This is a genomic window from Streptomyces paradoxus (assembly GCF_014202475.1).
Taxonomy (GTDB): Bacteria; Actinomycetota; Actinomycetes; order Streptomycetales; family Streptomycetaceae; genus Streptomyces; species Streptomyces paradoxus.
Genome location: NZ_JACHGV010000020.1, coordinates 30,574 through 55,400, shown reverse-complemented (window position 1 = coordinate 55,400; position 24,827 = coordinate 30,574). Strand labels below are relative to the sequence as shown.

Genomic DNA, 24,827 nt, shown 5'->3' with positions numbered 1-24,827 from the left:
CGCCAGTAGGCGTCACCCTCATGGCATGCACTCGATCCTCATTCGTCTGCGCAGTCCGGCAGGAACCGGCGGACCGGCTCAGGGCGCCGACGCCCTCGCCAACCGCTTCATGACCGCCTCCGTGCCGGGGGTGGAACACGTCAGTCTGCAGCCCGTCACCGACGGGTTCGACGGCATCGCATTCGTCGTCGCGCCGAGCCTCTCCCAGGCGGTGCGCCGCACCCGCACGGTGTGCGAAACACTGCTGGCCTCCCGGGAGTTGGGCGACGGGTGGTGGCTGGAATCGTGTCAGGCTGACGTGCTCAACGTCAGCGGACTGTGGCTGCCCGGCCGCGCGCGCTGACTCGCGCACGCAGGCACGCGGCGGCCGCGAGACCAGGGCCGTGCGCTAGGTGTATTGCCCTGTGAGGTTGGGGACGCGGCTGGCGGGTGGTTGGCCTGCGAGCGCGGTGTGTCCGCGGTGGTGATTGTAGGTGTGGAGCCAGCCGGGGAACGCTTCGCGGCGTTCGGCCTCTGACCAGTAGGGGCGGGCGTAGGCCCATTCGTCGAGCAGGGTGCGGTTGAAGCGTTCGGCCTTGCCGTTGGTCTGGGGCCGGTAGGGCCGGGTTCGCTCGTGGGTGATCCCGGCCCGGGTGAGGGCGTCGCGCCAGTCGCGTGAGCGGTAGCAGGAGCCGTCGTCGGTCAGGACCCGCTCAACGGTGATCCCGGCAGTGGTGAAGAATTCCTGGGCCCGCGTCCAGAAGGCGGCGGCGGTCTCTTTCTTCTCGTCGGCGTGGATCTCGCTGAGGCGAGGCGGGGGTGATCGTCGACGAGGGTGTGGAGGTAGCTGTAGCCGGCGTTCTTGCGGGTTTTGCTGCCGGCCTGGCGGCCGAGGACGTTGTGGCCGCCGCCGTCGGGGATGTTGCCGAGCGGCTGGACCGATCAGCCATCCCGGCCTCGCCGAGCTCGCGGTAGCGGTCCGCCCACCGCTGGGCTGTCGTGGGCGAGACCTGGAAGCGTTCGGCGGCGCGGCGCAGCGGCCAACCGTCCTCGACCACGCAACGGGCCAGCCGCAGTCGTCGGTCTCGGTCAGGGGTGCATTACGGTGGGGCACGAGGGCCTTTCTTGTCGGTGTAGACGTCGAAATCCACACCGAACCTGGAAGGCCCTCACCCGTTCAAGCAGCCCCAACCGAGGCCTGCATCACCGTTCACAACCTCCCGAGATAGAACAGTTAGGGCAGCCGGTAGTCGAGGTCGGCGACCGTCTCGGCAGTGTCCATCTGGGCCTTCTGGAGCCGACCCGAGTAGTCCCAGTTCATCGACTGCCACCGGGTGAACTGGTCCAGGACCCAGACGCCCGACTGCCGTGAGCCGTTGCCAGAGCGCCCGTTTCCGCCGAAGGGAAGATGGGCCTCGGCACCCGAGGTCGAGTTGTTCACGCTGATCATCCCGGCCCGGACGCGCCGACGGAAGGTGAAGGCGGTGTGCGCGTCGTTCGTGTAGACGGCTGCCGACAGCCCGTAGCCCGGAGCGTTGGCCAGCTCCACGGCCTCGTCGAACTCCCGGTAGGTGGTCACTCCCACCAGCGGCCCGAAGGTCTCCTCGAGGAACAGCCGGTCGTCCGGGCGCACACCCGAGACCACGACGGGGTGGTAGTACAGACCCGTATCCGGGTCCCCGACGAAGCCTGCGCGTGGATGGGCGGCGGTGATGCGACCGGGCCGGGCATGGCCGTGCACCGTGTGGTGGGGGCGGATCCAGGTGAGGTACTCCTCGAAACGCTCGGCGAACCGCCGGTTGAGTAGCGGCCCGTAGAGCACCGGTCCGGTCGGTTCGCCGATCGTGGCCGCGTCCACCGCCGCGGTGAACCTCGCGAGGAAGTCGTCCGCCACGGACTCGTGCACGATCAGGGTGCCGAGTGAGGTGCAGCGCTGCCCGGCCGAGCCGAAGCCAGCGAACAGGGCTCCTTCGACGGCCAGGTCGAGGTCGGCGTCGGGGGTCACCACCAGCGGGTTCTTGCCGCCCAGCTCGAGGCATGGCGACTGCAGGTGGCGACCGGCCAGCTCGCCGATGCGGACACCGACCTCGGAGGAGCCGGTGAAGCCGATCTTGTCGACGGTGCCCGCGGCCAGAGCCTTCTCCAGACCCGCGAAGGTCTGCTCGCCGTCCGCATGCACGATGTTCAGCACGCCCTCGGGCAGCCCTGCCCGGCTCAACAGCTCATAGAGCGCGGCGGCGCTGGCCGCCGCGTACTCCGCGGGCTTCCACACCACAGCGTTGCCGCACAGCAGGGCGGGCACGATGTACCAGGCGGGGACAGCCACAGGAAAGTTGCCGGCGGTGACGACCGCCACCACGCCGACCGGCTCGCGGAAGGTGAGCAGCTGTTTGTCGGGCATCTCGCTCGGCACCGTCTGCCCGTACAGGCGCCGTCCCTCGCCGATGAAGAAGTCGCAGGTGTCCACGATCTCGCGGACCTCGCCCAGGGCTTCGGCGTACGGCTTGCCGATCTCGCGGGTGACCAGGGCAGCCAGCCGCTCCGCGTTGGCCTCCACGAGGCGTCCGGCGGCCGCGATGGTCCGGCCTCGCACGGGAGCAGGGGTGCCGGCCCATGCCTGCTGCCCGGCCTTCGCGGCCGCGCAGGCAGCCGCGAAACCGTCGGCACCGACGAGTTCCACTTCCGCCACGGCCTCGTCGAGCCGGGCGGGGTTGTACGAGACGCGTCCTTGGGCGGTGTGCTCCTGCGGCAGCGGCTTGCCGGCGACAATCGAGGCGACGGAGGACGTGGCCGCGGTGGAAGTGACGTGACGGGTGCTCACAGCTGCCCCTCCGAGGCCATCCGGGCGAGGGTGCGGTCCAGGGCGGACAGCGACAGGTCCAGCTCCGCGTACGCGATGTTCAGCGAGGGCCTCGCCCGGACCGTCCGCTCTCCGCTGGGCAGTACGAGCACCCGCTCCTCCTCCCGCATCCGGCGGACGACCTCGTCGCGGAGCTCCGGGGTCGGCATGTCGAAAGCGCACATCAGGCCGCGTCCCCGCACGTTGTCCATCATTCCGGGATGCCGGTCGGCAACCCGGCGCAGGCCCCCGACGAAGTGGTCGCCAGCCTCGGCGGCGCGGGTGATCAGCCCGTCGCGCTCGATGACCTTGAGCAGTCGGGTGGCCCGGACCATGTCGACGAGACCGCCGCCCCAGGTGGAGCTGATGCGGCCGCTCACCCGGAAGACGTTGTCCGGGACCTCGTCGACGCGCCGCCCGGCCATGATGCCGCCCACCTGGGTCTTCTTCGAGAAGGCGACGATGTCCGGCTCGATGCCGAGCTGCTGGTATGCCCACGGTGTACCGGTGAGGCCGACACCGGTCTGGACCTCATCGACGACGAAGAGGGCGTCGTGCCGGTAGCAGAGTTCCTGCATGGCCCGGAGGAATTCCGGCCGCATGTGGTTGTCGCCGCCCTCACCCTGAACCGGCTCCGCGATGAAGCAGGCGATGTCGTGCGGGTGGGCGCGGAAGGCGGCCTCGGCCTGGGCCAGGGCGCGCCGCTCGGCCTCCTCAACCTCGGCCAGATGGTCGGAGAGCGGGAAGCGTACGGCGGGCACTTCGATACGCGGCCAGTCGAAGGCCGGGAATCGGTCGGTCTTGGTGGGGTCGGTGTTGGTCAGCGACATCGTGTACCCGCTCCGGCCGTGGAAGGCCCGGGTCAGGTGGAGTGCGCGCCGGCCGAGCTCTGGGGAGCGGCCGTGGGCCTCGTTGTGGCGGCTCTTCCAGTCGAACGCGCACTTGAGCGCGTTCTCCACGGCGAGCGCGCCGCCCTCGACGAAGAACAGGTGCGGCAGCGCGGGGTCGCCGAGGACGCGCTTGAAGGTCTCCACGAATTCGACCAGGTACGTGGTGTAGGTGTCGCAGTTGGCCGGCTTGTTGGCGCCTACCCGGGCGAGCCGGTTCATCATCTCCGGGTCCTCCACCACGTCGGGCGGGTTGATGCCCAGCGGACTCGAGGCGAAGAAGGTGTACATGTCGAGGTAGGCCTCGCCGCTGACGGCGTCCACCAGCCAGCTGCCATGACTGCGCGCCAGGTCGAGAACCATCGGGAAGCCGTCCACCAGCATGTGAGCGGCCAGTCGGGCATGCACGTCGGCCGGGTGGACCTCCGCTGTGACGCCGGGCGCCGGGACCAGGTGTGTCGCGTCAAGCATGAACGTTCCTCCAGAAGTGGGCTGCCCGGGATGCGGGAAGGGGTCGGACGGCTGCCGACGACCGGCCGCGGGAACTCCCGGCATGGCTCCGATCGCTGCCGACCGTAGCCCAGCGGCACTCCCGCCCGGCCCGGTCCCCGATGGCATTCCACTGCCCTGGCAGAGGGCGGCCACAGGGAAGTGATGACGTCCTGCGCCGCCGCACGGCACAGTCGGAACACAGACGAAGCGACCTGCTTCGAGGAGCCGCCCGAGCGACGGAGATCCCACCGGAACCGGCTCCCTCTTCGGTCTCCCGACCACCCCGGCCCAGCCCCCGGGTGGCGGCGACGAACCGTCAAGGACATCCGCGAAGGAGAACAGCCCGTGCCCATCGGCAAGTTCGCCCGGCTCGATTCCGGGGAAACCGGCGGAGCGACCGCCACGGATCTGGTGCGCCGCACCGCCTACAACGAAGAGCAGCTGCCGCTGGCCTTCGAGGCCGACGCCGATGTCGATCTGGCGGCCTGGGTCCGGGAGCACCGCGAGGAACTCCGGGCCGACCTGTACCGCCACGGCGCACTGCTGTTCCGGTCGCCGACGAAGCCCGACTTCGACGCCGTGGTCGAGGCGTTCAGCGGTCAGCTGGTCGACTACGCAGGTGGTGCCGCCATCCGCAGCCGGGTTGGCAAGACCACGTACACCGCGAGCGAGTACCCCGAGGACCTCGACATCCGGCAGCACAGCGAGTTCTGCTACTCGCACGACTGGCCGATGCTGCTGTTCTTCCAGTGCGACATCGAGCCCAAGGACCGTGGGCAGACGCCGCTCACCGACAACCGCGCCCTGATGCGGGCCATCCCCGAGGACATACGGCGGCAGTTCGCCGAGCGCGAGCTGCTGTACGTCCGCGGCTACGGCTACAACCGCACCTGGCAGCGCTCGTACGAGACCGACAGCCGCGAGGAGGTCGAGGAGCTTTGCCGCGCCGAAGGCCGTACCGTCGAGTGGATAGGCGACGACCAGCTGCGCACGTCCGAGCGTCGGCCCGCGATCGCCCGGCACCCCGTGACCGGCGACGAGGTGTGGTTCAACTACGCCCACGGCTTCCACATCTCCCGCATGGACAGTGGCATCCGGGACGCTCTGTCGACCGCGCCGGACGACACGGACGAACAGCTGTGGCCCAACAACGTCTTCTGGGGTGACGGGTCGGACATCGACGCGGACGTCATCACGGTGGTCAACGACATCGTCGAGGAGCACACCGTCCAGTTCGACTGGCGTGAGGGCGACATCCTCATCGTCGACAACATGCTGGCCGCCCACGGCCGCCGACCCTTCAGCGGACCGCGTCGCATCCTCCTGAAGATCGCCGAGTCCTACCTCAGCACCATCCGAGGAGCACAGGCATGAGCATCACGGACACCTCCACGGCCCAGGCCTTCGACCTCAGCCCTCTGCAGCGCGCCGCGCTCGACGCCGGCGACCGCAGGCTCACTGTGAGCGTGCGGGTGCCAGCTACGTCGGCCACCGCGCTGGCCGAGGCACTTGGCGCGGCCCTGGCCGCCGCACCGGTTCTCACCGCCGACCGCGTCAGTGTCCCCGGACTGCGGGTTCCCCGGCAGCACAGTGCCGGCGCACCGCAGTGGACGGTCACCGCGGACGGCGTGAGGGAGCTGGTGAGGGGCACCCTGACGGCCTCGGTCGCCAACTCCTGGGACGGCCCCCTGCTGACCGTCTCCTGCGACGCGCTCTTCGCGGACCCGGCGTCGCTGTCCCTGCTTCTGGCGGACGTCGCCCGCCGGCTCGCCGGATCCGGGTCCGGGACGGAGTCCGGCCTGGACTGCCTGGACTTCCTTACGGTGGCCCAGGGCCACAGCGCCATGATGCGCGAGGGCGAACTCCGCGAGGAGGAGCACTTCTGGTCCGCCCGGCGGCGCGCCGCCGACACCGATTCCCCGCGCCTGACCGACGTCTTCCCCGGCGCGGGCGGCGCGGGCGCCGGGGGTGCCACGGCCGCCGACCGGATCCTGGGGCCGGACGAGACCGCGCTGCTCGGCGCGCTCGCGGAGCGGTCCGACTGCGACATCGCCGAGATCGCCCATCTGGCGCTTGACACGGTGGCTCAGCGGCTCGGTCTCGGCCTGCACGCCGTCGGTCTGCGCTGCGACGCCCGCGAAGTGATGGGCGTCGACACCCTGATCGGTCCGCTGACCCAGACAGTCGCCACCGGCTGGGAGGTCGACCTGAAGGGGACGGCGGCCGCCGTCCTGCCCGAGCGCCGGGCCGGCCTGGCCGAACTGTCCGAGATGCTCGGCGGACCGGCCCTGTCCGGTGAGACGGCCCGGCCTGTCCTGGTCTTCGACCCGGTCGGCGCGCCGGCGCTGCCCGACGGCTGGTACCTGGAGACCTGGTCCGCCCCGCTCGATGGTGACATCACCCTGTCCCTACATACCCATGGCGCCGCTTGGCGATTGCACGCCGAATCGGCGACCGGGGAGGGAGGCCGGCGGCTGCTCGACACCCTGCTCACCCTGTGGGCGGGTGTCCTCGACGACCTCGCGCACCGCCCTGCGGCGCCGCTCGGCACCCTGCGCCTGCTGCCGCTCGCGGAGGCGGCCGCGGTCGCCGAACGCCTCGGCGGCGGTAAGAGCGGTCCCGCCGCCGCGACGCTGACGGACACGGTCCTGGCCCATCTGGGTGAGCGTCCGGACGCGCCCGCCTTCCGGCGCGGCGAGCTGGTCCTCACCTACAGGGATTTGGGCGCCCGTGTGGCGGCGCTGTCTGGCGCACTGTCCGACGTCCCCGCCCACGGAGTGGTCGCCGTGCTCGCCGACCACGGACCCGACCTGCTGGCCGCGCAGCTGGCGGCGCTGTGGCGGGGGGCCGCCTTCCTGCCCCTGTCGACGCAGGAACCGGCTGCCCGGCTGGCGGATGCGCTTGAGTGGGCGCAGGCCTCTGTGGTCCTGACTGGCGCAGGTGCCCCGCAGGTGCCCCTCCCGCACGGCTGCAGGGCCGTGCGGATGGAGGACGTGCCCACCGCCCCGGGGGTCCTCCCGGGCGAACCGGTCCCCGTGGACGGCGATGCGACTGGCTACCTCCTGCGCACCTCGGGCTCGACGGGCCTCCCCAAACTGGTGCAGGTGAGCCGCGCGAGCCTGGACAACTACCTGTCGGCGATGGCGCGGACCTTCCTGGCCGACGGGGCGATGCTGCCCGTGCTGTCCAGCCCGGTCTTCGACGCCAGCTTCAAGCAGACGCTTGGCGTCCTGTACCGCGGCGGCTGCGTCTGGCTGCCGGCCGCCGACCGCCTCGACCTCGCTGCTGTCCGCGCCGAACTGGCCGCCGCCGGGGCTCCTCTCACCCTCAACTGCGTTCCCAGCTACCTCTCCGCCCTGCTCGACGCGGCCGCCCCGTCGGAAGACGGCGATCCGCTCCGCGTCAGCCGCTTCCTGCTGGGCGGTGAGGCGCTCGACGAGCAGCTCGTACGGCGCGTCTGGCAGCGTTTCCCGCAGGCCGAGATCTGGAACCTGTACGGCCCAACCGAGGCCACCGCCACCGCCACCGCCGGCCGGCTGGAGCCCGGCGGCGACATCCACGTCGGCACGCCCATCGCGGGCGCTGGAATCGTCGTGGTCGACGCCTCAGGCGAGGTACTGCCGGAAGGGGTGCGCGGCGAGGTGGCAATCATCGGGCCGGGACTCGCCGCCGGCTACCTCACCGGGCACGAGGGCGCCTCTCCGTTCACCGAGCTCCGGGTAGCCGGCCGCTGCTTCGCCGCCTACCGCACGGGGGACATCGGACACCTCGACGCCACCGGCACGCTGCGGCTCGCGGGCCGCAGCGACAGCCAGGTCAAGCTGAACGGCTGGCGCATCGACTTGCGGGAGATCGAGCGGGTGGCGCAGCGCGCCGAGGGCGTGCGCGATGCCGTGGCCGTCGTCGACCGGCGGGCCGAGGAACCCCGACTGCGCCTGTTCGTCCGTGGCGAGGCCGACCCCGACACCGTCTCGGAGCTGCTCCGCGAGTGCCTGCCCAGGCCGATGGTCCCCGAGTCGGTCACGGTGCTCGACCGCTTCCCCACCACCGTCTCGGGCAAGGTCGACCGGAAGGGCCTGCTGGCCTTCGCCAGCACGGGTGCGGAGGCGGACCCCGCCGGCTACGACCCGCAGGAGCTGCTGGTCGCAACCGCCTGGAAGCAGCTCGTCGGCCGCGGCTGGCCGAGCCCTGAAGACGAGTTCTTCGCCTCCGGCGGACACTCGCTGCTGCTCGCCCGCCTGGTCAACCAGCTGCGTGCGCAGGGCTACGACAACCTGTCGCTCCGGCAGGTGGTGCGCCGCCCGACCGTGGCGACGATCGCGGCGCTGATGCGCACGGGGTCCGCGGTCCCGGCGTGAACCGCTCCCTCCCCCTGGGCCGGACCCGGCTCCGGCCTAGGGGGTCAACAGACGAGGAAATGACAACCGTGCTCGTGGACACCGGAAATCTCGTACCCCTGAGGGAGGCCGGGCGGGGCCGGACGATTGTCTTCGTTCACCCCGCGGGCGGCGGAGCGGGCGGCTTCCGCAGACTGCTGCCCCACCTGCCCCCCGACTGGCGTGTGTTCGCCTTCGAGGCGATCGACCCCGGCCCACCGGACCGGTGCTCCGTCCCGGCCATCGCCCAGGACTATCTGACAGCGCTGGAAGAGGTCGCCTCACCGACCGGCGCCGTGCTGGCCGGCTGGTCCTTCGGCGGCACGGTCGCCGTGGAGATGAGCCGTCGGGCCGAGACCGCGGGCTGCCCGCCCGACGGGGTCGTCCTCTTCGACAGCGCGACCCCGGACGTGCTCGCGCGCCGGGAGCGCTCCGCACTCGCCGAGATCGCCGGGCTGTTCGGGGTGGAACTGCCGGATCGGGTCGGGACGGACGAGGAGCTGGCCCTCGCAGAGGTCGCTACCGCCTTCAACCGGGCCGCGCCCGGCGCGAGCATCTCGGCGGTGGAGCTGCGCCCCATCCTCGACGTGTTCCGCTGGCACCTCGACGCTGTGCGGCGACCTTGGCCCGACGCTGGCTGCGCCGCGCCCTGCTTCCTGGTGCGCGCGGCGGACGAGGAAGGCTGGGGCGACGCTCCGGAGGACCTGGGCTGGGACACGCTCCTGGCCCGCCCCGTCACCCGGCACCGGGCGCCGGGCACGCACGACTCGCTGTTCTCGGCGGAGCACATCCCCGTGCTGGCCGCGGTCGTCCGCGACATCGTCGCCGGTCTCGATGACGGTCCGAGGAAACGCAGGACGGCCGACTTTTCCAGGCTGCGGGGAGGACCGAGCGCGGCGGGGACCGGAGGCGTCGGCCGGTGAGACCGTTCCGGGTCCTGCTGACCTCGTTCTCCGTATCCACCCTGGCCGACGGCCTGACCGCGGTGCTGCTGCCGCTAATGGCCGCGGCAGCCTCCCGCTCCCCGCTGGACGTGGCACTGGTCTCCGTGGGACGGGCCCTGCCCTGGACCCTGCTCGCGCCCGTGGTCGGCGTACTGGTCGAACGGACACCGGTCCGTACGGTGCTGCTGCGGGCCGGCGGGTGCCGCATGGCAGTGCTCGGGGCGCTGCTGGTCGTCCTAGCGGTCACCGGACCGAGCATTCCCGCGCTGGTCGTCGCAGCCGTCGCGCTCGGCGTCCTGGAGGCCTTCTACGAGGTGGCCGCCCAGAGTTGCACCCCGTCGATGGTCGGGCCGGACAAGCTCGTGGCGGCCAACGCCAAGCTCACAGCGACGGAACTCGTGATGCGCAGCTTCCTCGGTCCCTCCGCCGCTGGCGCCATCGCCTCGCTCAGTCTGCTGACCGTCACCGGGACCAGCGCCGCCCTGTACGGATCCGCCGCGCTCGTAATGCTGGCCCTGCCAGCCGTTCCCCCCGCGGCCTCCGGGCCACGGCGGCACATCCGGTCGGAGATCGTCGAGGGGATGCGCTTCCTGCGACGCGATCCGCTCCTGACGCGCTTCGTCGCCATGACCGCGTGCAGCGCGGTGGCCTATGCAGCCTGGATGCCCGTCTTCACCCTGTACGCCCTCACCCCCGGACCCATCGGACTCACCAGCACGGGTTTCGGGCTGGCCATGGCCGCCGCCTCGCTCGGCGGCCTGGCCGCCACCTTGCTCACCCCCCGACTGCCGCGGACGCTGTCGCCGATGCGCGTCCTGACCGGGGCCGTCGTGATCGGCACGGCCGCCCTCGCGGTCCCGGTCGTCACAGCCCGACCGGTCGCCAACGTGGCCGCCCTGATGGTGTACAGCGCCTCCGTGGTGACCTGGAACATCATCACCGTTTCCTACCGACAGCGGTCCACGCCGCCCGGGATGCTGGGCCGGATCAACGCCTCTTACCGGGCGCTCGCCTGGTTCCTGGTGCCGCTGGGCCCTCTTCTCTCCGGAGTGGTGGGCACGCTGCTGGGGCTGCGGGGGGCGCTGATGCTCTGCGTGGCGATCTCCGCCGCGGCCCTGCTCCTCGCACCCGGTGCGCACAGGCATGCCGGTGCTCTCACCCGCGCTACCCCTCAGGAGGACATCCATGATCGTGTATGACCGCTTCGCCCGGTCCTGGGACGAGCGGCTGCTGGCCGACCGGGGGCCCACCGGCCGGGCGGCCGCGATCGCCCACGGCCTCGACGAGCGGCTCGGCGACAGCATGTACCGCCACCCGCAAGGGCCCGTGCCCCTGCGGCCCGTGCTGCTGCCCTCCGCCCTCGCAGAGGAGATGCGCACGGTCGGCCTCCGGCTGCTCGACATCATCCGGCAGGTCGCCGCGACGCGGGCGAACGGCGTCTTCGAGCTGGCCGACCTGGTCGGCTACCGCCGCCCCGGCGTCTGCATGCTCACCGAGGACCCGGAGTGGAACGCCTCCGCGTTCGAAATGGCGCGACCCGACATCGTGGTGAGCGGGGGCGTCGTCCGCGTGGTGGAGTGCAACATCATGAGCGCGGTCGCGGGGCCTGAGCAGGTCACCAGGATCGACCGCTACTTCCGTGAGATCTACGGGCCGGTCGACCCCTGCGCCGACACCTCCCGCCTGGTTGTCCCCGACGTGATGGGCCCACGCCGCGAAGTGGTCCGGGCCGTGGCCCGCGGCCGCGGGGTGGACCGGCCACGGGTTGCGGTGCTGGGCTGGGATCGCGGTACCGGCTTCGGCTCGGCCGAGTACTTCGGCGATGTCGTCGACGACTTCGCACAGCACGGCGTAGACGCCGAGTTCGCCGTGCCCAACGACCTGGAGGCGGACCGGACCTCGCTGCGCCACCATGGCCGGAGGATCGACGTGGCGCTGCGCATGTTCGTGTCCGCCGACGCCCCCAGGGCCGACCTCGACATGTCCGCGCCGCGCGACGCCATGCTCGCCGGCACCGCCATCACCCTCTCGCCCGAGGTCGCCGACGTCTACTCCAGCAAGAAGCTGCTCGTCTGGGTGTCGGAGGCGGCGGAGGAGATGCCGTCCGCCGACCGGGACTTCCTCGACCGCCACCTGCCCTGGACCCGTCTCCTCGTCGACGACAAGGTCACCTGGCGGGGCGGCTCATACGGACTGGTCGACCTGCTGCTCGGCGAGCGGGAGCGGTTCGTCATCAAGCCCTCCGACCAGCACGGCGGCGAAGGCATGTCGGCGGGCGCGGACACCGAGCCCGATGCCTGGGCCGAGGCGGTCGAACGGGGCCTGCGGGACGGCTCGTACATCGTGCAGGAGTTCATGCGTCCCGACCCGCTCCCCGTACCCGCCCTCCGCGCCGCGGACCAGTCCCTCGAAGTGGCCCGGGTGGCTTCCGTGTTCGGTCCGATGCTGATGGGCGGCCAGCTGGGCGGCATCCTGGCTCGCCACACCGACCGGGCCGACACCACGATGGTCAACGCGATCGGCGGCGGCGTCATGAACACCTGCTGGATGACGCCGTGAACCGCGCTGGCTCCCCACACCCCGAGGAGAACACCGTGCTGGATACCTGGGACGAGCTCGCCCATCCCGACGACCTCGCGCTCGTCCGGGACGGCAGCGCGGAGGTCGCCGGGCGGATCCGACACGCGCTGCGCGGCCTGCCCTTCACCCCGGACGAGCTCCTCACCCCCGTGCAGCCCGTCGCCCTGGCCGAAGGCGTGCGCCGCAAGATGGAGGACGCCGCCGTACGCCTGGTGCGGCTGATCGAGCGGGTCTGCTGGTCCTTGGCCGAGGATCCGGCCGTCCTGCGAGACCTGGTCGGCCTGACCCCGGCCCAGGTGCCGTTGCTCGGCGCCGGGGGAACAGCGGCCGAGCGGTCCCGCGCAGGCCTGCTGGCCCGGCCCGACGTGATCATCGAGAACGGCCGACCGCGGTTCATGGAGTGCAACTTCGGAACCGCCGACATCGGCCCGGTGGTGGCCCGTCACCTCACCTCCGCGTACGGCGCGCTGTACCGGACGGCTGCGGAGCGGCTCGCACGCCCGGGCGCGCATCAGCCGTACGCGGGCAGGGCGGCTCTCTTCCGCCGCCTGTGCGAGGAGCGCGGGCTGCCTCCGAAGGTCGCCGTAGTCGGCACCTTGCGGGAGGAGAACGTCGGCGACTCGCGCTACTTCGAGACCGAGGCCCGCTACCTGCGCGACCACGGCTTCACGTCGGAGTTTTTCGAGCCGGAGGAACTTGACGCCGCCGGGGACGACTGGCCGGTCGTGGTCAACCACTTCATCGCGGCCGAGTGGCAGCGGATGGGTATCCCGCTGGACGGGATGCGGCGGCTCCACCGGCAGTCGGTGATCATCGCCCCCGACGCCGGCATGCTTTTGTCGAGCAAGCTCGTACTGGCCTGGCTGTCTGCCGGCCGGTTCGAGCTCTCCGCCGCCGAGGCCGCCCTGGTCGAGGAGTGCGTGCCGTGGACACGGTCGCTCGACAAGGGGACCGTCGTGTACCACGGACGAGAGGAAAGCCTCCCCGAGCTGGCGATCCGCCGCCGGGAGGACCTGGTACTGAAGCCCGTCGGGGCCTTCGGAGGCAGGGACGTGGTGCTCGGCCGGTCCGCCGACCCGGCGGAGTGGCGCGCCCGGATCGAGTCCGCCCTGGCAGAAGGGACCCACATCGTCCAGGAACTCGTGAGGCCCGACCTTCTGACCGTGGCCTTCCACGACGCGGCCGCCGACCGGCTGGTCAGGCATCCCGTCTCGTACGTCCTCGGCCCCTATGTGGTGGACGGCGCCCCCTCCGGATACATGGTCCGGCACGCGCCCTCAGAGGTCCCGTCCGTGGTGAACTTCGCCCGAGGCGCCTCCTTCAACCTCGGTGTATGACGCGGCGCGGCCACGACGACGTGAGCACAGACCCGACAAGGAATCGACATGCAACCGGCACCCGCACTCGCATGGCTGGACGCGTTCCGGCGGCTGCGGCAGGGCCAACGGGACGACCTCGTGTCCCGGCTGGCCGCGGTGGAACCTGTACTCTCCCCGGACGGACCGGACCCCGGCATACCGCTCAGACCTGTCCTGATGCGACGGTGGCATCTGCGACAGCAGGCGGAGGTAGGCGGCACACTCATCGGTCTCCTGACGGCCGTCGCGCACCGGCGTGCCGGTGGCGATCCACGGCGGCTGGGCGAGCTGCTGGGGGAGGAGCCGTCGGCCGGCGAGGCGCCGCGCCTCGCCCCGGCGGACGACGGCACCTGGTGTGCCACTGTCCATCCCCGTGAGGGCGTGTGGTGGTTCACCGACTTCGAACGACGGTCTCCGCAGCCCGGTCTGGCCGCTGTGCACACGGTCGCCACCGCTCACGCGACCTGCCTCGTCGCGCAGGCGCTGCGGGTAGCGGGCGCCTCGCTCGGGCCTTCAGACCCCCGGGAAGTCCGCAGCCGCACGCGTGCGGCTGGAACCCCCGCCGGTGCCTTGGAGGTGATGACCCGCGCACGGCGGACCGGACGGCCCTCCACCCCGGAAGACCGTTGGTACGCCAACCGGCTGCTGCTTGCCTGGCTTTACGAGGCGCGTGGCGAGCTCGGGCCGCGCCACGCGGGACTGATCGAACGCCACGTCCCGGCGACGTACCCGGTCGAGGACCGTGACGTCGTGGTCGACGGAGTACGGACGCCGCTGCTGCGGCACCTCGTGGCCGCTCGGGCCCGTTACGTGCTCAGGAGCGTACGCCCCGGCGACCCGCCCGGCACCGTGCTGGGGTGGGCCACCGGCGGCGACGCGTGGCACCGGGCGCTGGACGAAGCGGTCGGCAGGCGCACGTGGATGGTGGCCCAGCGCCTCGTGCCGCCGGGACGAGCGGCGGTTCCGGTGGGGTGGCCCGATGGCTCATGGCGCCTGGAGAGCCTGGGGACGCGGCTGGAGGCGCACTACTGCGGCACGGAGTACGCGGGCGCGCTGGTGAGGCTGCTCGGCCCTCCGTCGGCAACGGGGGTCGGTGCCGACGGAGGCCTGTCAGCCGTCTTGAGCCTCGATCCCTGACGGGGCGTCGTTCTGGTCGGGGTTGTCGAGCAGGCCGAGCCGGTGGGTGACGTAGCCGCCCTGGAAACGGCTGGTGGCTCCGAGCTGGAGCATGATGGCGGCGATGTGCTTGCGGCAGGTGCGGACGGACATGCCGAGCCGCCGGGCGATGACCTCGTCCTTGAGGCCCTCGGCGAGCAGTTTGAGGATGCTCCGCTTGACGTCGCCGGAGATGCTGCGACTGGACTCACGGTCGTTGCTGCCGGTGTCGAATGCATCGGCCGCCTGCCAGCTGCGCTCGAACACGTCCAGGAGGAACGCGACGATGGACGGCTCGCGGACCACGACCGCCGCCGCGGGGTCGGTGTGGTCCGGAATGAAGGCGGTTTCCCGGTCGAAGATGATGAGTCGGTTGAAGAGCTCGGTGGACGTGCGTACCTCCGCCCCGAGCGCGGTGACCTCTTCCACGTACGCGCGGGCGGGCTGGTTGTAGCGGGTGGTCCGCTGGTACAGCGTGCGCATGGCGACACCCCGCTCCAGCATCCGGCGGTCGCGAGGCAGGGCATCCGCCAGGACCTCTGGGTTCCTGACCCCGCCGGGCTGTGCCGTGAGCACCTCGAAGCGGCAGCGTTCTGCCGTCTCCTCGAGAAGTAATCGGATCTTGTGCAGGTCCTTGAGGAGGTGGACGCCGCCGGTGGCAGCGGCCATGCCCTCTGTGTAGCGGGCGACGAGGGCTTCCTTGCCCTCGGCTATGCGCACGATGGCACGCTGCCGTTCGAGCACCTCGCTGGCGAGCGCGCTGGTGAGTTCGGCGGCGGCCGTCTGCGGCGCCACCGGAACGAGGGCTTCCGGCCTGGTCGTTGACCGTCTGAGCAGCCGTACCGCCATGAGTCTGGCCACGCTGCGCTCGACATCCTGCGGAGTCATCCCGCCCGGGCGCGAGTCGTTAGCCAGCGGCAGTCCCCCCTTCTTGATGGCCAGGTCGTACACAGCAAGGTCCTCAGGGTCGAGATCGTCGAACCCATTTTCCATTGTGTCCATGTTCAAGCGCTTTGTTAGGTGCTCACTTTGCTGCGTTGCACGTTGGTGTGTGATCAACGCTCTATACCCGAGTGTATGAGTCCGGACAGGCTCGTCTTCATGATCCGCCCCGATCGACGGGGCGTTGCCTCATGCAAGGGATGCGTCGATATGAGCATGATCACCTGTCACTCGAGCCGCTCGATCGCCCTGCGACTCGCCGGGCTCGTCTCCGCCGCCGGAATCGCATTAACCGCCCTGCCGGGCCTCTCACCGTCCCCTGTCGCCCCTCAGAACACGGCGATATCGGCCGCTGGTCCCGCGTCGGACGACACAGGCTGGGGCGTGTCGCCCCAGAGCGAGCCGGACACGGGCTGGGGAGCCCCCTCCGCCTGACGGTCCCGCCGTCCACGGGGCGTCGCGGCAGTCGCCTCTGCCCCACACTCCACAACCCAAGGAATCTGTCATGTCACGCCAGCCAATGTCAGACCTCTTCTATCTGACCAGGGCCGATGTCGCGCAGGCGCTGAGCCACATCGACCCGGTCGCCGTCGCCGCGGACGTCCTGCGGGCGCACGCGCGCGGGGAGACTGTCGTGCCGGACGAGGGCTACCTCGGCTGGACCACTGCAGACGGGCACAGCGCCCGCAGCCTCAACATGCCCGGCCTGGTCGGAGGGCAGGAGCCCGTGGTCGGCACGAAAATCATCAACGCCTCGCTTGGCAACACCGCGCGAGGCATCCCGCGGGCGGATGGTCTGACCTTCCTCTTCGACCCCGAGACCGCCCACCCCTACGCGATGATGGACGCGGCCCTGATCAGTGCCACTCGCACGGCAGCGGTGTCGGCCGTCGCCGTCGGGCTGCGGACCCGCCCCGTACTCCGACTGGCATTCCTGGGGTGCGGCGCTCAGGCAGACGCCCACCTCGGGCTGCTATTGCCCCGGCTGGGAGACCTCACGGAGCTGGCCCTCTACGACCAGCGGCCCGCCGCCGCCGCGGCGTTCGCCGAGAAGCACCAGGCGGCCGCGGAGGCCGTCGGCGTCCGGCTAACGGTGGCGGCGACCGCGCAGGAGGCCGTCCGCGGGTCGGACGTCGTGGTGCCGCTCACAACCGTGACCAAGGGTTACATCCGCGCGGAGTGGCTGCTGCCCACGGCCACCGTCGTGCACGTCTCGTTGGACGACCTGCTTGCGGAGGTCGTGCTCGGCGCCGCCCAGGTCGTGGTCGACGACTGGCAGCTGGTCCGTAGCGATCCGCGCCGTCTCCTCGGCCGGATGTACCGAGAGGGCCTGCTGTATGGCCAGGACGAGCCGGAGCCCGGCCGGCCTGCGAAGCGGGTCGACGGGACACTGGGCGAACTCCTGCTTAAGGAGACGCCGCTGGCCGATGGAGACGGCGTGACGGTCGTCAATCCGTTCGGCATGTCGGTCCAGGACGTCGCACTCGCGCACCGGGTGTTCACCGCGGCGACCGAGCTGGGCATCGGCTCCCGGTTGCCCCGATGAACGCGATGGAGGCGGCATGATCCACGACAACATAGCCGGAGCCGTCGGCAACACTCCGGTCGTCCGGCTGACACGCCTGTTCCGCGACGAGCCGTTCGAGGTCCTGGCCAAGCTGGAGTACCTCAACCCCTTGGGCAGCATGAAGGACCGGGCCGCTCGTCACGTCATCGAGAGCTGGCTCGCCGACGGAACGGTGTGCCCCGGCACCCGGCTGGTGGAGAGCTCGTCCGGCAACTTCGGCATCGCCCTGGCCGCCCTGGCCCCGCTGTACGGGCTCCGAGTCACCTGCGTCCTCGACCCGAACACCTCTGCGACGAACCTCGCCATCCTGGACAGCCTCGGGGCGGACCTCGACATGGTGTGGGAGCGGGACGCGGGTGGCGGCTACCTGGAGACCAGGCTTGCCCGGGTGCGGGAACTGGTGGCCCGGGATCCCGCGGTCGTATGGGTCAACCAGTACGCCAACGACTTGTGCTGGCAGGCCCACTACGAGCAGACCGCGGCGGAAATCCTGACCCAGGTTCCCGACGGCCTCGACGTGCTGGTGGCCGCGGTGAGCACCACAGCCACGCTCCAGGGCATCGCGCGTCGTCTGCGTGGACGGTGGCCGGCGCTACGGGTTGTGGCGGTCGACGCGTTCGGCTCGGTCATCTTCGGCGGACCGTCTGCACCCCGAAGACTGCCCGGGCACGGATCGAGCCGTGTCCCGGAGCTGGCGGCCACGCTCGAGCATGACGACGTCGTTTACGTACGCGACGAGGAGGCGGTCGCGGGGTGCCACACGCTCCTGCGGAGCGAGGGCATCCTCGCCGGTGCGTCATCGGGAGCCGTGGTGAGCGCCCTGCGGAGCGTGGCTCCGTCGCTGCCGGCCGGGGCCCGGGTCCTCACCCTCTTCGCCGACCGCGGGGAGCGCTACATGGACCTTGTCTACGCCGGTACCGCCGACGCACGGCCCGCGGATCTGAGGGAGCCGGTCGACGTTCGGTGACCGGACGGACCCGTGCTCTCGCCCTGCCTCGGGAGGGCCGCTCGAGGCGGGGGAGGCGGGTTCCGCTTCAGCGGTTCTCGGTTCCGACCATCGCGTAGACGTACATGTCGCGGCGCTCTTCCCCCACCTGCTGCCAGCTTCGCAGCAGCCCCTCCCGGAGGTATCCGGCGCGCTCGGCCGTACGGCAGGATGCGGTGTTCCACGGTTCGATGAAGAGCTGGAGCCGTGGGACCCGCAGGCCGTCGAAGGCCCATGTGCTGACCGCTTGCAGGGCCGCCGAGGCCGCCCCCAGACCCCGCGCGGACTTCACCACCCAATAGCCCAAGGTGGCCCGCCCCTGCGGGGCCTCGCTCACCCACAGCCCGACCGTGCCAAGCGGCCGATCGTCCTCGGCCCGGGCTATCACGAACGGATACCCGCTTCCGCTCGCGGTCCGTTCCCACTGGCGCTCGACGAACGACACTCCCTCGTCGTGTGAGTACGGGGCGGGGACGGTGGTGATCAGCGGAATGTATGCGTCATCCGCAGCCTCCCGTACCAGATGGAGGTCGTCGAGCCGCCAGGGCCGCAACATCAGCGCGTCACCCGCAGGCATGCGCGGCACGTCGGAGGGGAGATCCATGACCCCTATCTTGCCCCAGCAAGACGGAAAGCTGCAGCTGTCAGCGGTCGACCACCCAGCTCGCGTCCGCTGGCCACGATCCCGTGCCGACGATGTGCTCCACGAGCCTGAAGGCCTCCCGGTCCTGGTTGGCACGCCTGATCTGATCCGCTGTCTGGGGTAAAGGGGGGAGGGAAGTCGGTCGTTGGCCGCCTCGACAAGGACACAGGCTGGCCCTAACTGGACGCGGTCACGAACAAGAAGGACGACGCGCCGTGATCACTCCCGCCGAGCCGCTGGCAGTGTTCTGGCTTGCAGTGTTCATGTGACCGCTTGCCGGTTGAGGGCAAGTTCTAGCTGTACAACCAGCTGCCGTAAGGCGCAGCGTCTACGAGCTGATACAGGCCGAGAGCGGCAGCTCCGAGGACAAGAAGAAACAGCCCGGAGCGCAGGAACACCGGACCCACGACGGTGACTGAGGCGGCCTGTCCCGTGAGGGTGCGCCAGTCCCGCACACGTCGGATGTCTCCCGCACTGGCCCACCAGAAGCCAGCACCGGTCACAAGGAAGCAGCGCGCGGGATGACGCCACCTGCCGGAGGCGTCGCGGGCGACGTCGACGCCGACCTCCACCACCAGCTCGGGTTCCACCAGCGTGACGATCAGTTCTTCCTGGCTGCCCCACCCGGCAGCGAACGACCATCCCGTCCACGGATGCCCGCGCCGCCCTCGAGCGAGCAGGCCGGCGACCACAGCACCTGCCGCCCGGGCGAGGGTCGTGGTGCTAGCCGATGTACTGAAGGCGGCCTTGGTCGTCGTACCTGCCGAGCAGCAACGTGCGGGGAGCTGCCAGGGAGCTGGTGACCGCGCCGACGATCGCCTCGCTCGTCTCGCGGACCTACTGGCGAAGAGGCAGTGTTCCGACCTTGCGCTATTCGGTGCGGCAAACCCGCCTGGCCTAGGCTGCGACGATGGGACAAGCAACCGACATACCCGAGAGCTTCGCCGATTCTGCGGGACCGGCCCGGGTGAACGACTATGACAGTTTTGCCGAGGCATACGCGGCGGAGAACGAGAACAACCTCGTGAACGCGTACTACGAACGGCCCGCGATGTTAGCCCTCGCCGGAGACGTGGCTGGCCACCGAGTTTTGGACGCTGGCTGCGGCTCGGGCCCACTGACCGCCGCACTGCGGGACCGCGGCGCGGTCGTCACCGGGATTGACGCCAGCGCCGGGATGCTCGCACTGGCCAGGCAGAGGCTCGGTGATGACGTAGCCCTGCACCTGGCCGACCTGGGCGAGCGCCTGCCGTTCAAGGACGGCGCGTTCGACGACGTCGTCGCGTCCCTGGTCCTGCACTACCTGGAGAACTGGGGGCCGACGCTGGCCGAGTTTCGGCGAGTACTCAGGCCCGGCGGCCGGCTGATCGTGTCCGTGGATCACCCGGTCACGGCGTACACGTTCCGGGACCCTCGGCCCGACTACTTCGCGACCACGAGCTACACCTTCGACTGGATGCTCGGCGGGCAGTCCACCCCGATGCGACTCTGGCGAAAGCCGTTGCATGCAATGATCGACGCTTTCACGACCGCGGGTTTTGGCCTGTCCGTCATCAGCGAGCCGCAGCCTGACCCAGCCGCCCGGGCACTGTTCCCCGACGGCTTCGACGACCTTTCGACCAAGCCCTGCTTCCTGTTCTTCGTCGTCGAGGCGCTGCCGTCGGTCACTGGCCCGGAGTAGCGAGTCGAGGCCGCTGGAGACGTCGAGGTCGCCCAGGTGAGATGACGTCTTCCCGGACGACCTCGACTCGGGGCCGCTCCTTCAACTCCTTTCAGCCAAGTCCCGTCCTATCCGGCTCACCGACCGCAGGAAGATCGACCAGAACCGGGAGAAGGCGTGCCCGTCGAGCCTGGTGCGCCCACCGGGCAAGTCCTGCGACGAGTACCCCTTCGCCAGCACCTGGCAGGGCGCTAAACACAGCGGCGGTGAGTACAGCCGCCGCATGATCAACGCCAGGCAGAACACCGATGCGGGCAAGGCGCTCAAGGGCTTCTACACCTACAGCCGCGTCCTGGAAGGCGACCGGTTCCTGGTATGGATCAGGTAGCCCCAACCAGATGAGACCAGACGAGGCGACCGTGAACGAGCCAGCCCGTACAGGCACAGCCCTGGTGCACGCCGAGTACCACCTCTTCCAGATCACGGACCCACAAGGGCCGGTGGCCGACGACCTGGACGCAAGCCACACCGGCCTGGTAGCCGCCGACGGCGGAGCCATCGAGGTGACCACCGGGATCCACACCGGAGACGTCCACGTCACCGTCGAGCCGCACTCCAAGCGGCCCATGCCCGCCCGGGGCTGGGAGGAGATCGCCGAGATCTCCTGCGACTCCCCGTCGGGGGAACTGCTCGTGACGTCATCCATGGACGACCCTGCGGATCTGCCCTCGCTGGCATCCCAGGGCCCCGGCTCATACCGGCTGCGCGTCCACGCGCTCGGCCGGGACAGGGCCGTCGACCAGACGACGCTGGACGAAGCCGTGGAGTCGTACCTGATCCAGAGCTGGCCCGCCGCACACCAGGACGCTCTCCTGGTGCAAGCGACAGACACCTACGGGGCTCAGGTACGAGCCCAGCCGGCTAACGACACGATCGTCATCGACCACGAGGACTCACTCGAGACCCAGACCGGCCGGGAACGCGACATCCTGCGCAGGGCCGGACGCGGCGACTACTCCTGATCCGCGATCATGCGCGCCTTCGGTTGGGGCGGCTGTGCCGCCCCAACCGAAGAACACATCGGGGAGCGCCGGTGCGACGGCTCTAAAATTTGGGCCCGGGGTTCTTGGGCTGCCCTCCCATTCGGTGGTCGCTCCAGTCGATGCCGTCGTCGTGCTCCTTGCCCGACGCGAGTCCGAGGAACCCGAGTAGGGGAGCTGCGATAAGGATGGCCCCGCACAGGCTGCCGATGGCGACGTAGGCCGCGGCGGCCGTGACGGCCCAAAACAGGATGTCGCACACGATCCTCGCCCACAGCGGGAACGGGGCACGCCACGCATGGTAGCGGCGGTACATGCGCACGAGCTTGCCGGAGGCGCGCTTGGTTCGGCCGACCTGTCTCTGACCTGGCCCAGCTGTGTGGCCGCTGCCGTACCGACGTCCCTTTTTCTCGTCCATGGACCTCTTTGTCCCTTCGAGTGTTTCCGTGACCACAGCAGCTCTCCTCTGGGGCGGGCAGCGGTCACCCAAGACCCGAGGTACGCGAGCGACAACGTGAAGCTGCGCGGAGGTTTCGGTGTGCTCGTCGACGGGCCAGCCGGTGGCGCACTACACAACGAGGCGCTGGGAGTGCAGTCCTGGAACTTCACCTCAGCGACGCCCCGCAGCCAGGGGCTGAGGCGGGCTGGGCAGCCGGCCCGGGGCCGGGTCTGGCCGGCGGGTGGTCTTAACCGTGGAAGTTGATGTAGCCGTTGCCGTCGGGGTCGTCGTTGGTCTTGGTGTAGGCGTGGACGTCGGCGCGGCTGCCTGAGGGCTTGTAGAGGTAGATGGTGTCCTTGTCGTTGTTCCACAGGAAGTTGCAGCTGTCGCGGTAGACGACGTTGTGGGTGTCGGAGTCGGTGCCGTGGCCGCCGCGCAGCTTCACGTAGTCGCCGGGCTGCAGGTAGTGGTTGGCGGTGAAGGTGAAGCGGTTACCGGTGGCGTCCTTGACGACGTAGTCCTTGAGGTTGATCGTCGAGCGGGAGGAGTAGTTCTTCACCGTCAGGTACTCCTCGCGGGTGTTGCCGGAGGAGCAGCTGTTGGAGTCCCGGCCCGGCGCGTCGTACTGAACTCCGCGGATCTTCAGTGCCGAGCTGTACTCGGCGGCGTGGGCGGGAACGAAGGACAGGGCGGTCAGCGCGCCGGCCGCAACAGCGGCAGCCGTGACGAGGGTCTTGCGCAAGAGCGGGCTCCCCAGGTTCGAGCGGGTGGTGTCGCCTGTGCAGGACTCGCACCCTGGTCCGGCGGTTGCGCAGAGATGAGGACCTTCACCCGTTCGACGGACGCAGAGGCACTTCGCCTGCGGCGGTGGAGGCCCGGCCACACCGCCGCAGACAACGTGTCTCCATCGCGTGGCTACTGAGCCGCGGCGAGTGGGACGACCTCTACGGCCTGTGGGCCGACACCCCCAGCGGGGAGCTACCCCCGCGTCTGCGGAGACGACGAACGCCCGAAGCCATCCCGAGCGTGTGCAGGAAGAAGCTACCCCCGCGTGTGCGGGGACGACGGGTCGAGGTCTCCGTCGTCGGGCTGAGGAGGGAGCTACTCCCGCGGGCGCGGAGACGACACCTCGCCCTTGCGTAGCCGCAGGGAAGCCTTTGAGCTACCCCCGCAGGCGCCGGGACGACTTCAACGACGCCGCCAACCAGAGCCGCGACGTCGAGCTACCCCCGCAAGCGCGCGGACGACGAGACGCGGCTGATGGTTTCGCGGTCAGTCTAGGAGCTACCCCCGCGGGTGCGGGGACGACGCGAGTGGAGACGCGGTGTCCGGCCCGTCTTCAGATCTATCCCAGCTGGTGCGGGGACAACATCCCGCTGTCCCCGGCGATCCGGACAGCGTCCGAGCTACCTCCGCGGGCGCGGGGACGACTCGTCATTGGTCATGAGGACCTGAAGCGGGAAGGAGCTACCCCCGCGGGGGCGGGGCGACGTCAAGGTCTACGGGGTGGACCTGGGAAAGCTCGAGCTACCCCCGCGTGTGCGAGGAGGACGACACGGACATTGTCGCGGACGCCCTGAAGGAGGAACTACCCCCGCGGGTGCAGGGACGACGCCAGCCAGATGTTCGGTCTGGCCCGACCGTGGTCTACCCCTGCGGGCGCGGGGACGACGCGACCCTGTAGTACCGGGCGTTCCCGTCGGCGGAGCTACCCCCGCAGGCGCGGGGATGACTACCCGATCGTGCGCTGCCGGCGCCCACCCGGAGAGCTACCCCCGCGGGCGCGGGAACGACCGGACCAACACTTGAGCCGTGATCGAAGGCCAGGAGCTACCCCCAGATGCGGGGACGACCCGAAAGCCGCTTCGACTTGCTCCGCCCAGGGCGAGCTACCCCCGCGTGCACGGGGACGACGACAACCTCGAGACGTTCCCACCCCCGATGCCGGAGCTACCCCCGCGGGTGCGGGGACGACCCGCTCGGCCTGGTCGAGCTCGCCGACGAGGAAGAGCTACCCCCGCAGGTGCGGGGATGACTCGCTCAGAGTCATCTCCTCCAGCATGGGCGCTGAGGCTACCCCGCAGGTGCGGGGAGGACATCGGTCCTGCTGCAGTACTCGACGTGGATACCGGAGCTACCCCCGCGGGCGTGGGGGACGACGTTCTCGACACCTGCGCCATCTGGGAAGACGTGGAGCTACCCCCGCGACGCGCCGGTGGCGAGCGGCCACCTCATGCCTGAGCTACCCCGCGGGTGCGGGGACGACGAGCCCGAGGGAGGTATGGATCTGCCCCTTCGCCGAACTACCCCGCGGGTGCGGGGACGACTTTCAGCGAGTACCCGGCCGTCGGCGCTCAGGTGGAGCTACCCCCGCGGGCGCGGGGACGACCCAAGTACGTCCTTAATCATCGGGGCGAAGTGAGAGCTACCCCCACCGGTGCGGGGACGACGCGACGACCTTGCGGATGTGCGGCCACAGCTGGGAGCTATCCCCGCGGGCGCGGGGACGCCATGCACGACGCGGGCAAGAACGCCGGCAAGGGCGGCTGCCCCGCAGCGCGGGGACGACGTAGCGCGCACTTCGTCAACGCTGTAAATGCCGGGGCTACCCCCGCGGGCGCGGGGACGACGGCTCGGGCCGCCCGGTGCCGTTGTAGGCCAAGGAGCTACCACCGAGTGTGCGGGCGGCGCCCCATCGCCGGCGCGCGACTCGACGTTGACGCCGGAGCTGCCCCCGCGTGCGGGGACGACCAGGACTCCGTGTCTGTGTTGCTGCCGTCCGTGGAGCTACCCCCGCGGGTGCGGGGACGACTTGACCGCGCGCGGGTTGCCGCCGCTCTCCTGGGAGCTACCCCCGCGAACGCGGGGACGACTTCGCCAGGGTACGAGCACGCTGCTTGACCAGGGAACTACCCCCTCGGGCGCGGGGACGACCGATCCA

20 protein-coding genes and 1 pseudogene are annotated in these 24,827 nt (G+C 70.5%); 13 read left to right on the top strand and 8 right to left on the bottom strand.

From position 1 onward, the window contains the following. Window positions 1-25: 25 nt before the first annotated feature. Window positions 26-343: a hypothetical protein gene (locus tag HNR57_RS37445; protein ID WP_184567600.1), complete on the top strand. Its 318-nt coding sequence runs from the start codon at window positions 26-28 to the stop codon at window positions 341-343. 45 nt (window positions 344-388) lie between these two features. Here the strand turns inward: HNR57_RS37445 and HNR57_RS37440 are convergent. The 3 genes and pseudogenes from HNR57_RS37440 to lat form a co-directional block, all read right to left on the bottom strand. Further along, window positions 389-1,093 (bottom strand): annotated as a pseudogene (locus tag HNR57_RS37440) (integrase core domain-containing protein). Window positions 1,094-1,213: 120 nt separating this feature from the next. Next, window positions 1,214-2,800, bottom strand: coding sequence for an aldehyde dehydrogenase family protein (locus HNR57_RS37435; protein WP_313675805.1), 1,587 nt, complete (start codon window positions 2,798-2,800; stop codon window positions 1,214-1,216). Next, the gene (lat, locus tag HNR57_RS37430) at window positions 2,797-4,176 is read right to left on the bottom strand and encodes an L-lysine 6-transaminase (protein ID WP_184567598.1); all 1,380 of its coding nucleotides are present in this window, start codon (window positions 4,174-4,176) and stop codon (window positions 2,797-2,799) included. Before lat ends, HNR57_RS37435 begins: the two co-directional genes overlap by 4 nt. Before the next feature lie 366 nt (window positions 4,177-4,542). Between lat and HNR57_RS37425 the strand changes: the two genes are divergently transcribed. From HNR57_RS37425 to HNR57_RS37395, 7 genes are read left to right on the top strand one after another with little or no spacing between them, the layout of a single operon-like run. Then, a complete protein-coding gene (locus tag HNR57_RS37425) occupies window positions 4,543-5,571 on the top strand; it encodes a TauD/TfdA family dioxygenase (protein WP_184567596.1) in 1,029 nt (342 codons plus the stop codon). After that, window positions 5,568-8,555, top strand: a complete 2,988-nt coding sequence (locus HNR57_RS37420; RefSeq protein WP_184567594.1) for an AMP-binding protein — start codon at window positions 5,568-5,570, stop codon at window positions 8,553-8,555. The genes HNR57_RS37425 and HNR57_RS37420 overlap by 4 nt, the downstream gene beginning before the upstream one ends. 59 nt (window positions 8,556-8,614) lie before the next feature. Then, a complete protein-coding gene (locus tag HNR57_RS37415) occupies window positions 8,615-9,496 on the top strand; it encodes a thioesterase domain-containing protein (RefSeq protein ID WP_184567592.1) in 882 nt (293 codons plus the stop codon). Further along, complete coding sequence (locus tag HNR57_RS37410) at window positions 9,493-10,716, top strand: MFS transporter (RefSeq protein WP_184567590.1); 1,224 nt, start codon at window positions 9,493-9,495, stop codon at window positions 10,714-10,716. Before HNR57_RS37415 ends, HNR57_RS37410 begins: the two co-directional genes overlap by 4 nt. Further along, complete coding sequence (locus tag HNR57_RS37405; protein WP_184567588.1) at window positions 10,703-12,076, top strand: hypothetical protein; 1,374 nt, start codon at window positions 10,703-10,705, stop codon at window positions 12,074-12,076. Before HNR57_RS37410 ends, HNR57_RS37405 begins: the two co-directional genes overlap by 14 nt. 35 nt (window positions 12,077-12,111) lie before the next feature. Further along, window positions 12,112-13,434, top strand: a complete 1,323-nt coding sequence (locus tag HNR57_RS37400; protein ID WP_184567586.1) for an ATP-grasp domain-containing protein — start codon at window positions 12,112-12,114, stop codon at window positions 13,432-13,434. A 48-nt stretch (window positions 13,435-13,482) separates the two neighbouring features. Continuing rightward, the gene (locus HNR57_RS37395) at window positions 13,483-14,592 is read left to right on the top strand and encodes a hypothetical protein (protein ID WP_184567584.1); all 1,110 of its coding nucleotides are present in this window, start codon (window positions 13,483-13,485) and stop codon (window positions 14,590-14,592) included. On the opposite strand, the gene HNR57_RS37390 is transcribed toward HNR57_RS37395, so the two are convergent. Next, window positions 14,566-15,603 carry a helix-turn-helix domain-containing protein gene (locus HNR57_RS37390; RefSeq protein WP_184567582.1) on the bottom strand — a complete coding sequence of 346 codons (1,038 nt, stop codon included), beginning with the start codon at window positions 15,601-15,603 and terminating at the stop codon, window positions 14,566-14,568. The genes HNR57_RS37395 and HNR57_RS37390 overlap by 27 nt on opposite strands. A 454-nt stretch (window positions 15,604-16,057) precedes the next feature. On the opposite strand from HNR57_RS37390, the gene HNR57_RS37385 reads away from it, so the two are divergent. Next, window positions 16,058-17,098: an ornithine cyclodeaminase gene (locus tag HNR57_RS37385; RefSeq protein WP_184567580.1), complete on the top strand. Its 1,041-nt coding sequence runs from the start codon at window positions 16,058-16,060 to the stop codon at window positions 17,096-17,098. Window positions 17,099-17,114: 16 nt separating this feature from the next. Beyond that, the gene (sbnA, locus tag HNR57_RS37380) at window positions 17,115-18,086 is read left to right on the top strand and encodes a 2,3-diaminopropionate biosynthesis protein SbnA (protein WP_184567578.1); all 972 of its coding nucleotides are present in this window, start codon (window positions 17,115-17,117) and stop codon (window positions 18,084-18,086) included. A gap of 67 nt (window positions 18,087-18,153) precedes the next feature. Here the strand turns inward: sbnA and HNR57_RS37375 are convergent, their stop codons facing one another. Both HNR57_RS37375 and HNR57_RS40750 read right to left on the bottom strand, forming a co-directional pair. Beyond that, window positions 18,154-18,708, bottom strand: coding sequence for a GNAT family N-acetyltransferase (locus tag HNR57_RS37375; RefSeq protein WP_184567576.1), 555 nt, complete (start codon window positions 18,706-18,708; stop codon window positions 18,154-18,156). 332 nt (window positions 18,709-19,040) lie between these two features. After that, window positions 19,041-19,439: a DUF6336 family protein gene (locus HNR57_RS40750; protein ID WP_184567574.1), complete on the bottom strand. Its 399-nt coding sequence runs from the start codon at window positions 19,437-19,439 to the stop codon at window positions 19,041-19,043. A gap of 218 nt (window positions 19,440-19,657) precedes the next feature. Here HNR57_RS40750 and HNR57_RS37365 point away from each other — a divergent pair, with 218 nt between their 5' ends. From HNR57_RS37365 to HNR57_RS37355, 3 genes are all read left to right on the top strand, one after another. Beyond that, window positions 19,658-20,428 (top strand): class I SAM-dependent methyltransferase, encoded by a 771-nt coding sequence (locus HNR57_RS37365; protein ID WP_184567572.1) that lies wholly within the window; start codon window positions 19,658-19,660, stop codon window positions 20,426-20,428. A 109-nt stretch (window positions 20,429-20,537) separates the two neighbouring features. Then, complete coding sequence (locus HNR57_RS37360) at window positions 20,538-20,795, top strand: NucA/NucB deoxyribonuclease domain-containing protein (protein WP_313675812.1); 258 nt, start codon at window positions 20,538-20,540, stop codon at window positions 20,793-20,795. 31 nt (window positions 20,796-20,826) lie between these two features. Next, the gene (locus HNR57_RS37355; protein WP_313675804.1) at window positions 20,827-21,429 is read left to right on the top strand and encodes a hypothetical protein; all 603 of its coding nucleotides are present in this window, start codon (window positions 20,827-20,829) and stop codon (window positions 21,427-21,429) included. An 82-nt stretch (window positions 21,430-21,511) separates the two neighbouring features. On the opposite strand, the gene HNR57_RS37350 is transcribed toward HNR57_RS37355, so the two are convergent. Continuing rightward, complete coding sequence (locus tag HNR57_RS37350; protein ID WP_184567570.1) at window positions 21,512-21,865, bottom strand: hypothetical protein; 354 nt, start codon at window positions 21,863-21,865, stop codon at window positions 21,512-21,514. A 268-nt stretch (window positions 21,866-22,133) separates the two neighbouring features. After that, window positions 22,134-22,628, bottom strand: coding sequence for a lamin tail domain-containing protein (locus HNR57_RS37345; protein ID WP_184567568.1), 495 nt, complete (start codon window positions 22,626-22,628; stop codon window positions 22,134-22,136). Window positions 22,629-24,827: the final 2,199 nt, after the last annotated feature.

What these genes read in the sequence shown, in the direction of transcription:
- HNR57_RS37445 (WP_184567600.1), top strand. Translation starts at nt 26, where the DNA reads ATGCACTCGATCCTCATTCGTCTGCGCAGTCCGGCAGGAACCGGCGGA.
- lat (WP_184567598.1), bottom strand. Translation starts at nt 4,176, where the DNA reads ATGCTTGACGCGACACACCTGGTCCCGGCGCCCGGCGTCACAGCGGAG.
- HNR57_RS37420 (WP_184567594.1), top strand. Translation starts at nt 5,568, where the DNA reads ATGAGCATCACGGACACCTCCACGGCCCAGGCCTTCGACCTCAGCCCT.
- HNR57_RS37415 (WP_184567592.1), top strand. Translation starts at nt 8,615, where the DNA reads ATGACAACCGTGCTCGTGGACACCGGAAATCTCGTACCCCTGAGGGAG.
- HNR57_RS37405 (WP_184567588.1), top strand. Translation starts at nt 10,703, where the DNA reads ATGATCGTGTATGACCGCTTCGCCCGGTCCTGGGACGAGCGGCTGCTG.
- HNR57_RS37395 (WP_184567584.1), top strand. Translation starts at nt 13,483, where the DNA reads ATGCAACCGGCACCCGCACTCGCATGGCTGGACGCGTTCCGGCGGCTG.
- HNR57_RS37390 (WP_184567582.1), bottom strand. Translation starts at nt 15,603, where the DNA reads ATGGAAAATGGGTTCGACGATCTCGACCCTGAGGACCTTGCTGTGTAC.
- HNR57_RS37385 (WP_184567580.1), top strand. Translation starts at nt 16,058, where the DNA reads ATGTCACGCCAGCCAATGTCAGACCTCTTCTATCTGACCAGGGCCGAT.
- sbnA (WP_184567578.1), top strand. Translation starts at nt 17,115, where the DNA reads ATGATCCACGACAACATAGCCGGAGCCGTCGGCAACACTCCGGTCGTC.
- HNR57_RS37375 (WP_184567576.1), bottom strand. Translation starts at nt 18,708, where the DNA reads ATGGATCTCCCCTCCGACGTGCCGCGCATGCCTGCGGGTGACGCGCTG.
- HNR57_RS37365 (WP_184567572.1), top strand. Translation starts at nt 19,658, where the DNA reads ATGGGACAAGCAACCGACATACCCGAGAGCTTCGCCGATTCTGCGGGA.
- HNR57_RS37350 (WP_184567570.1), bottom strand. Translation starts at nt 21,865, where the DNA reads ATGGACGAGAAAAAGGGACGTCGGTACGGCAGCGGCCACACAGCTGGG.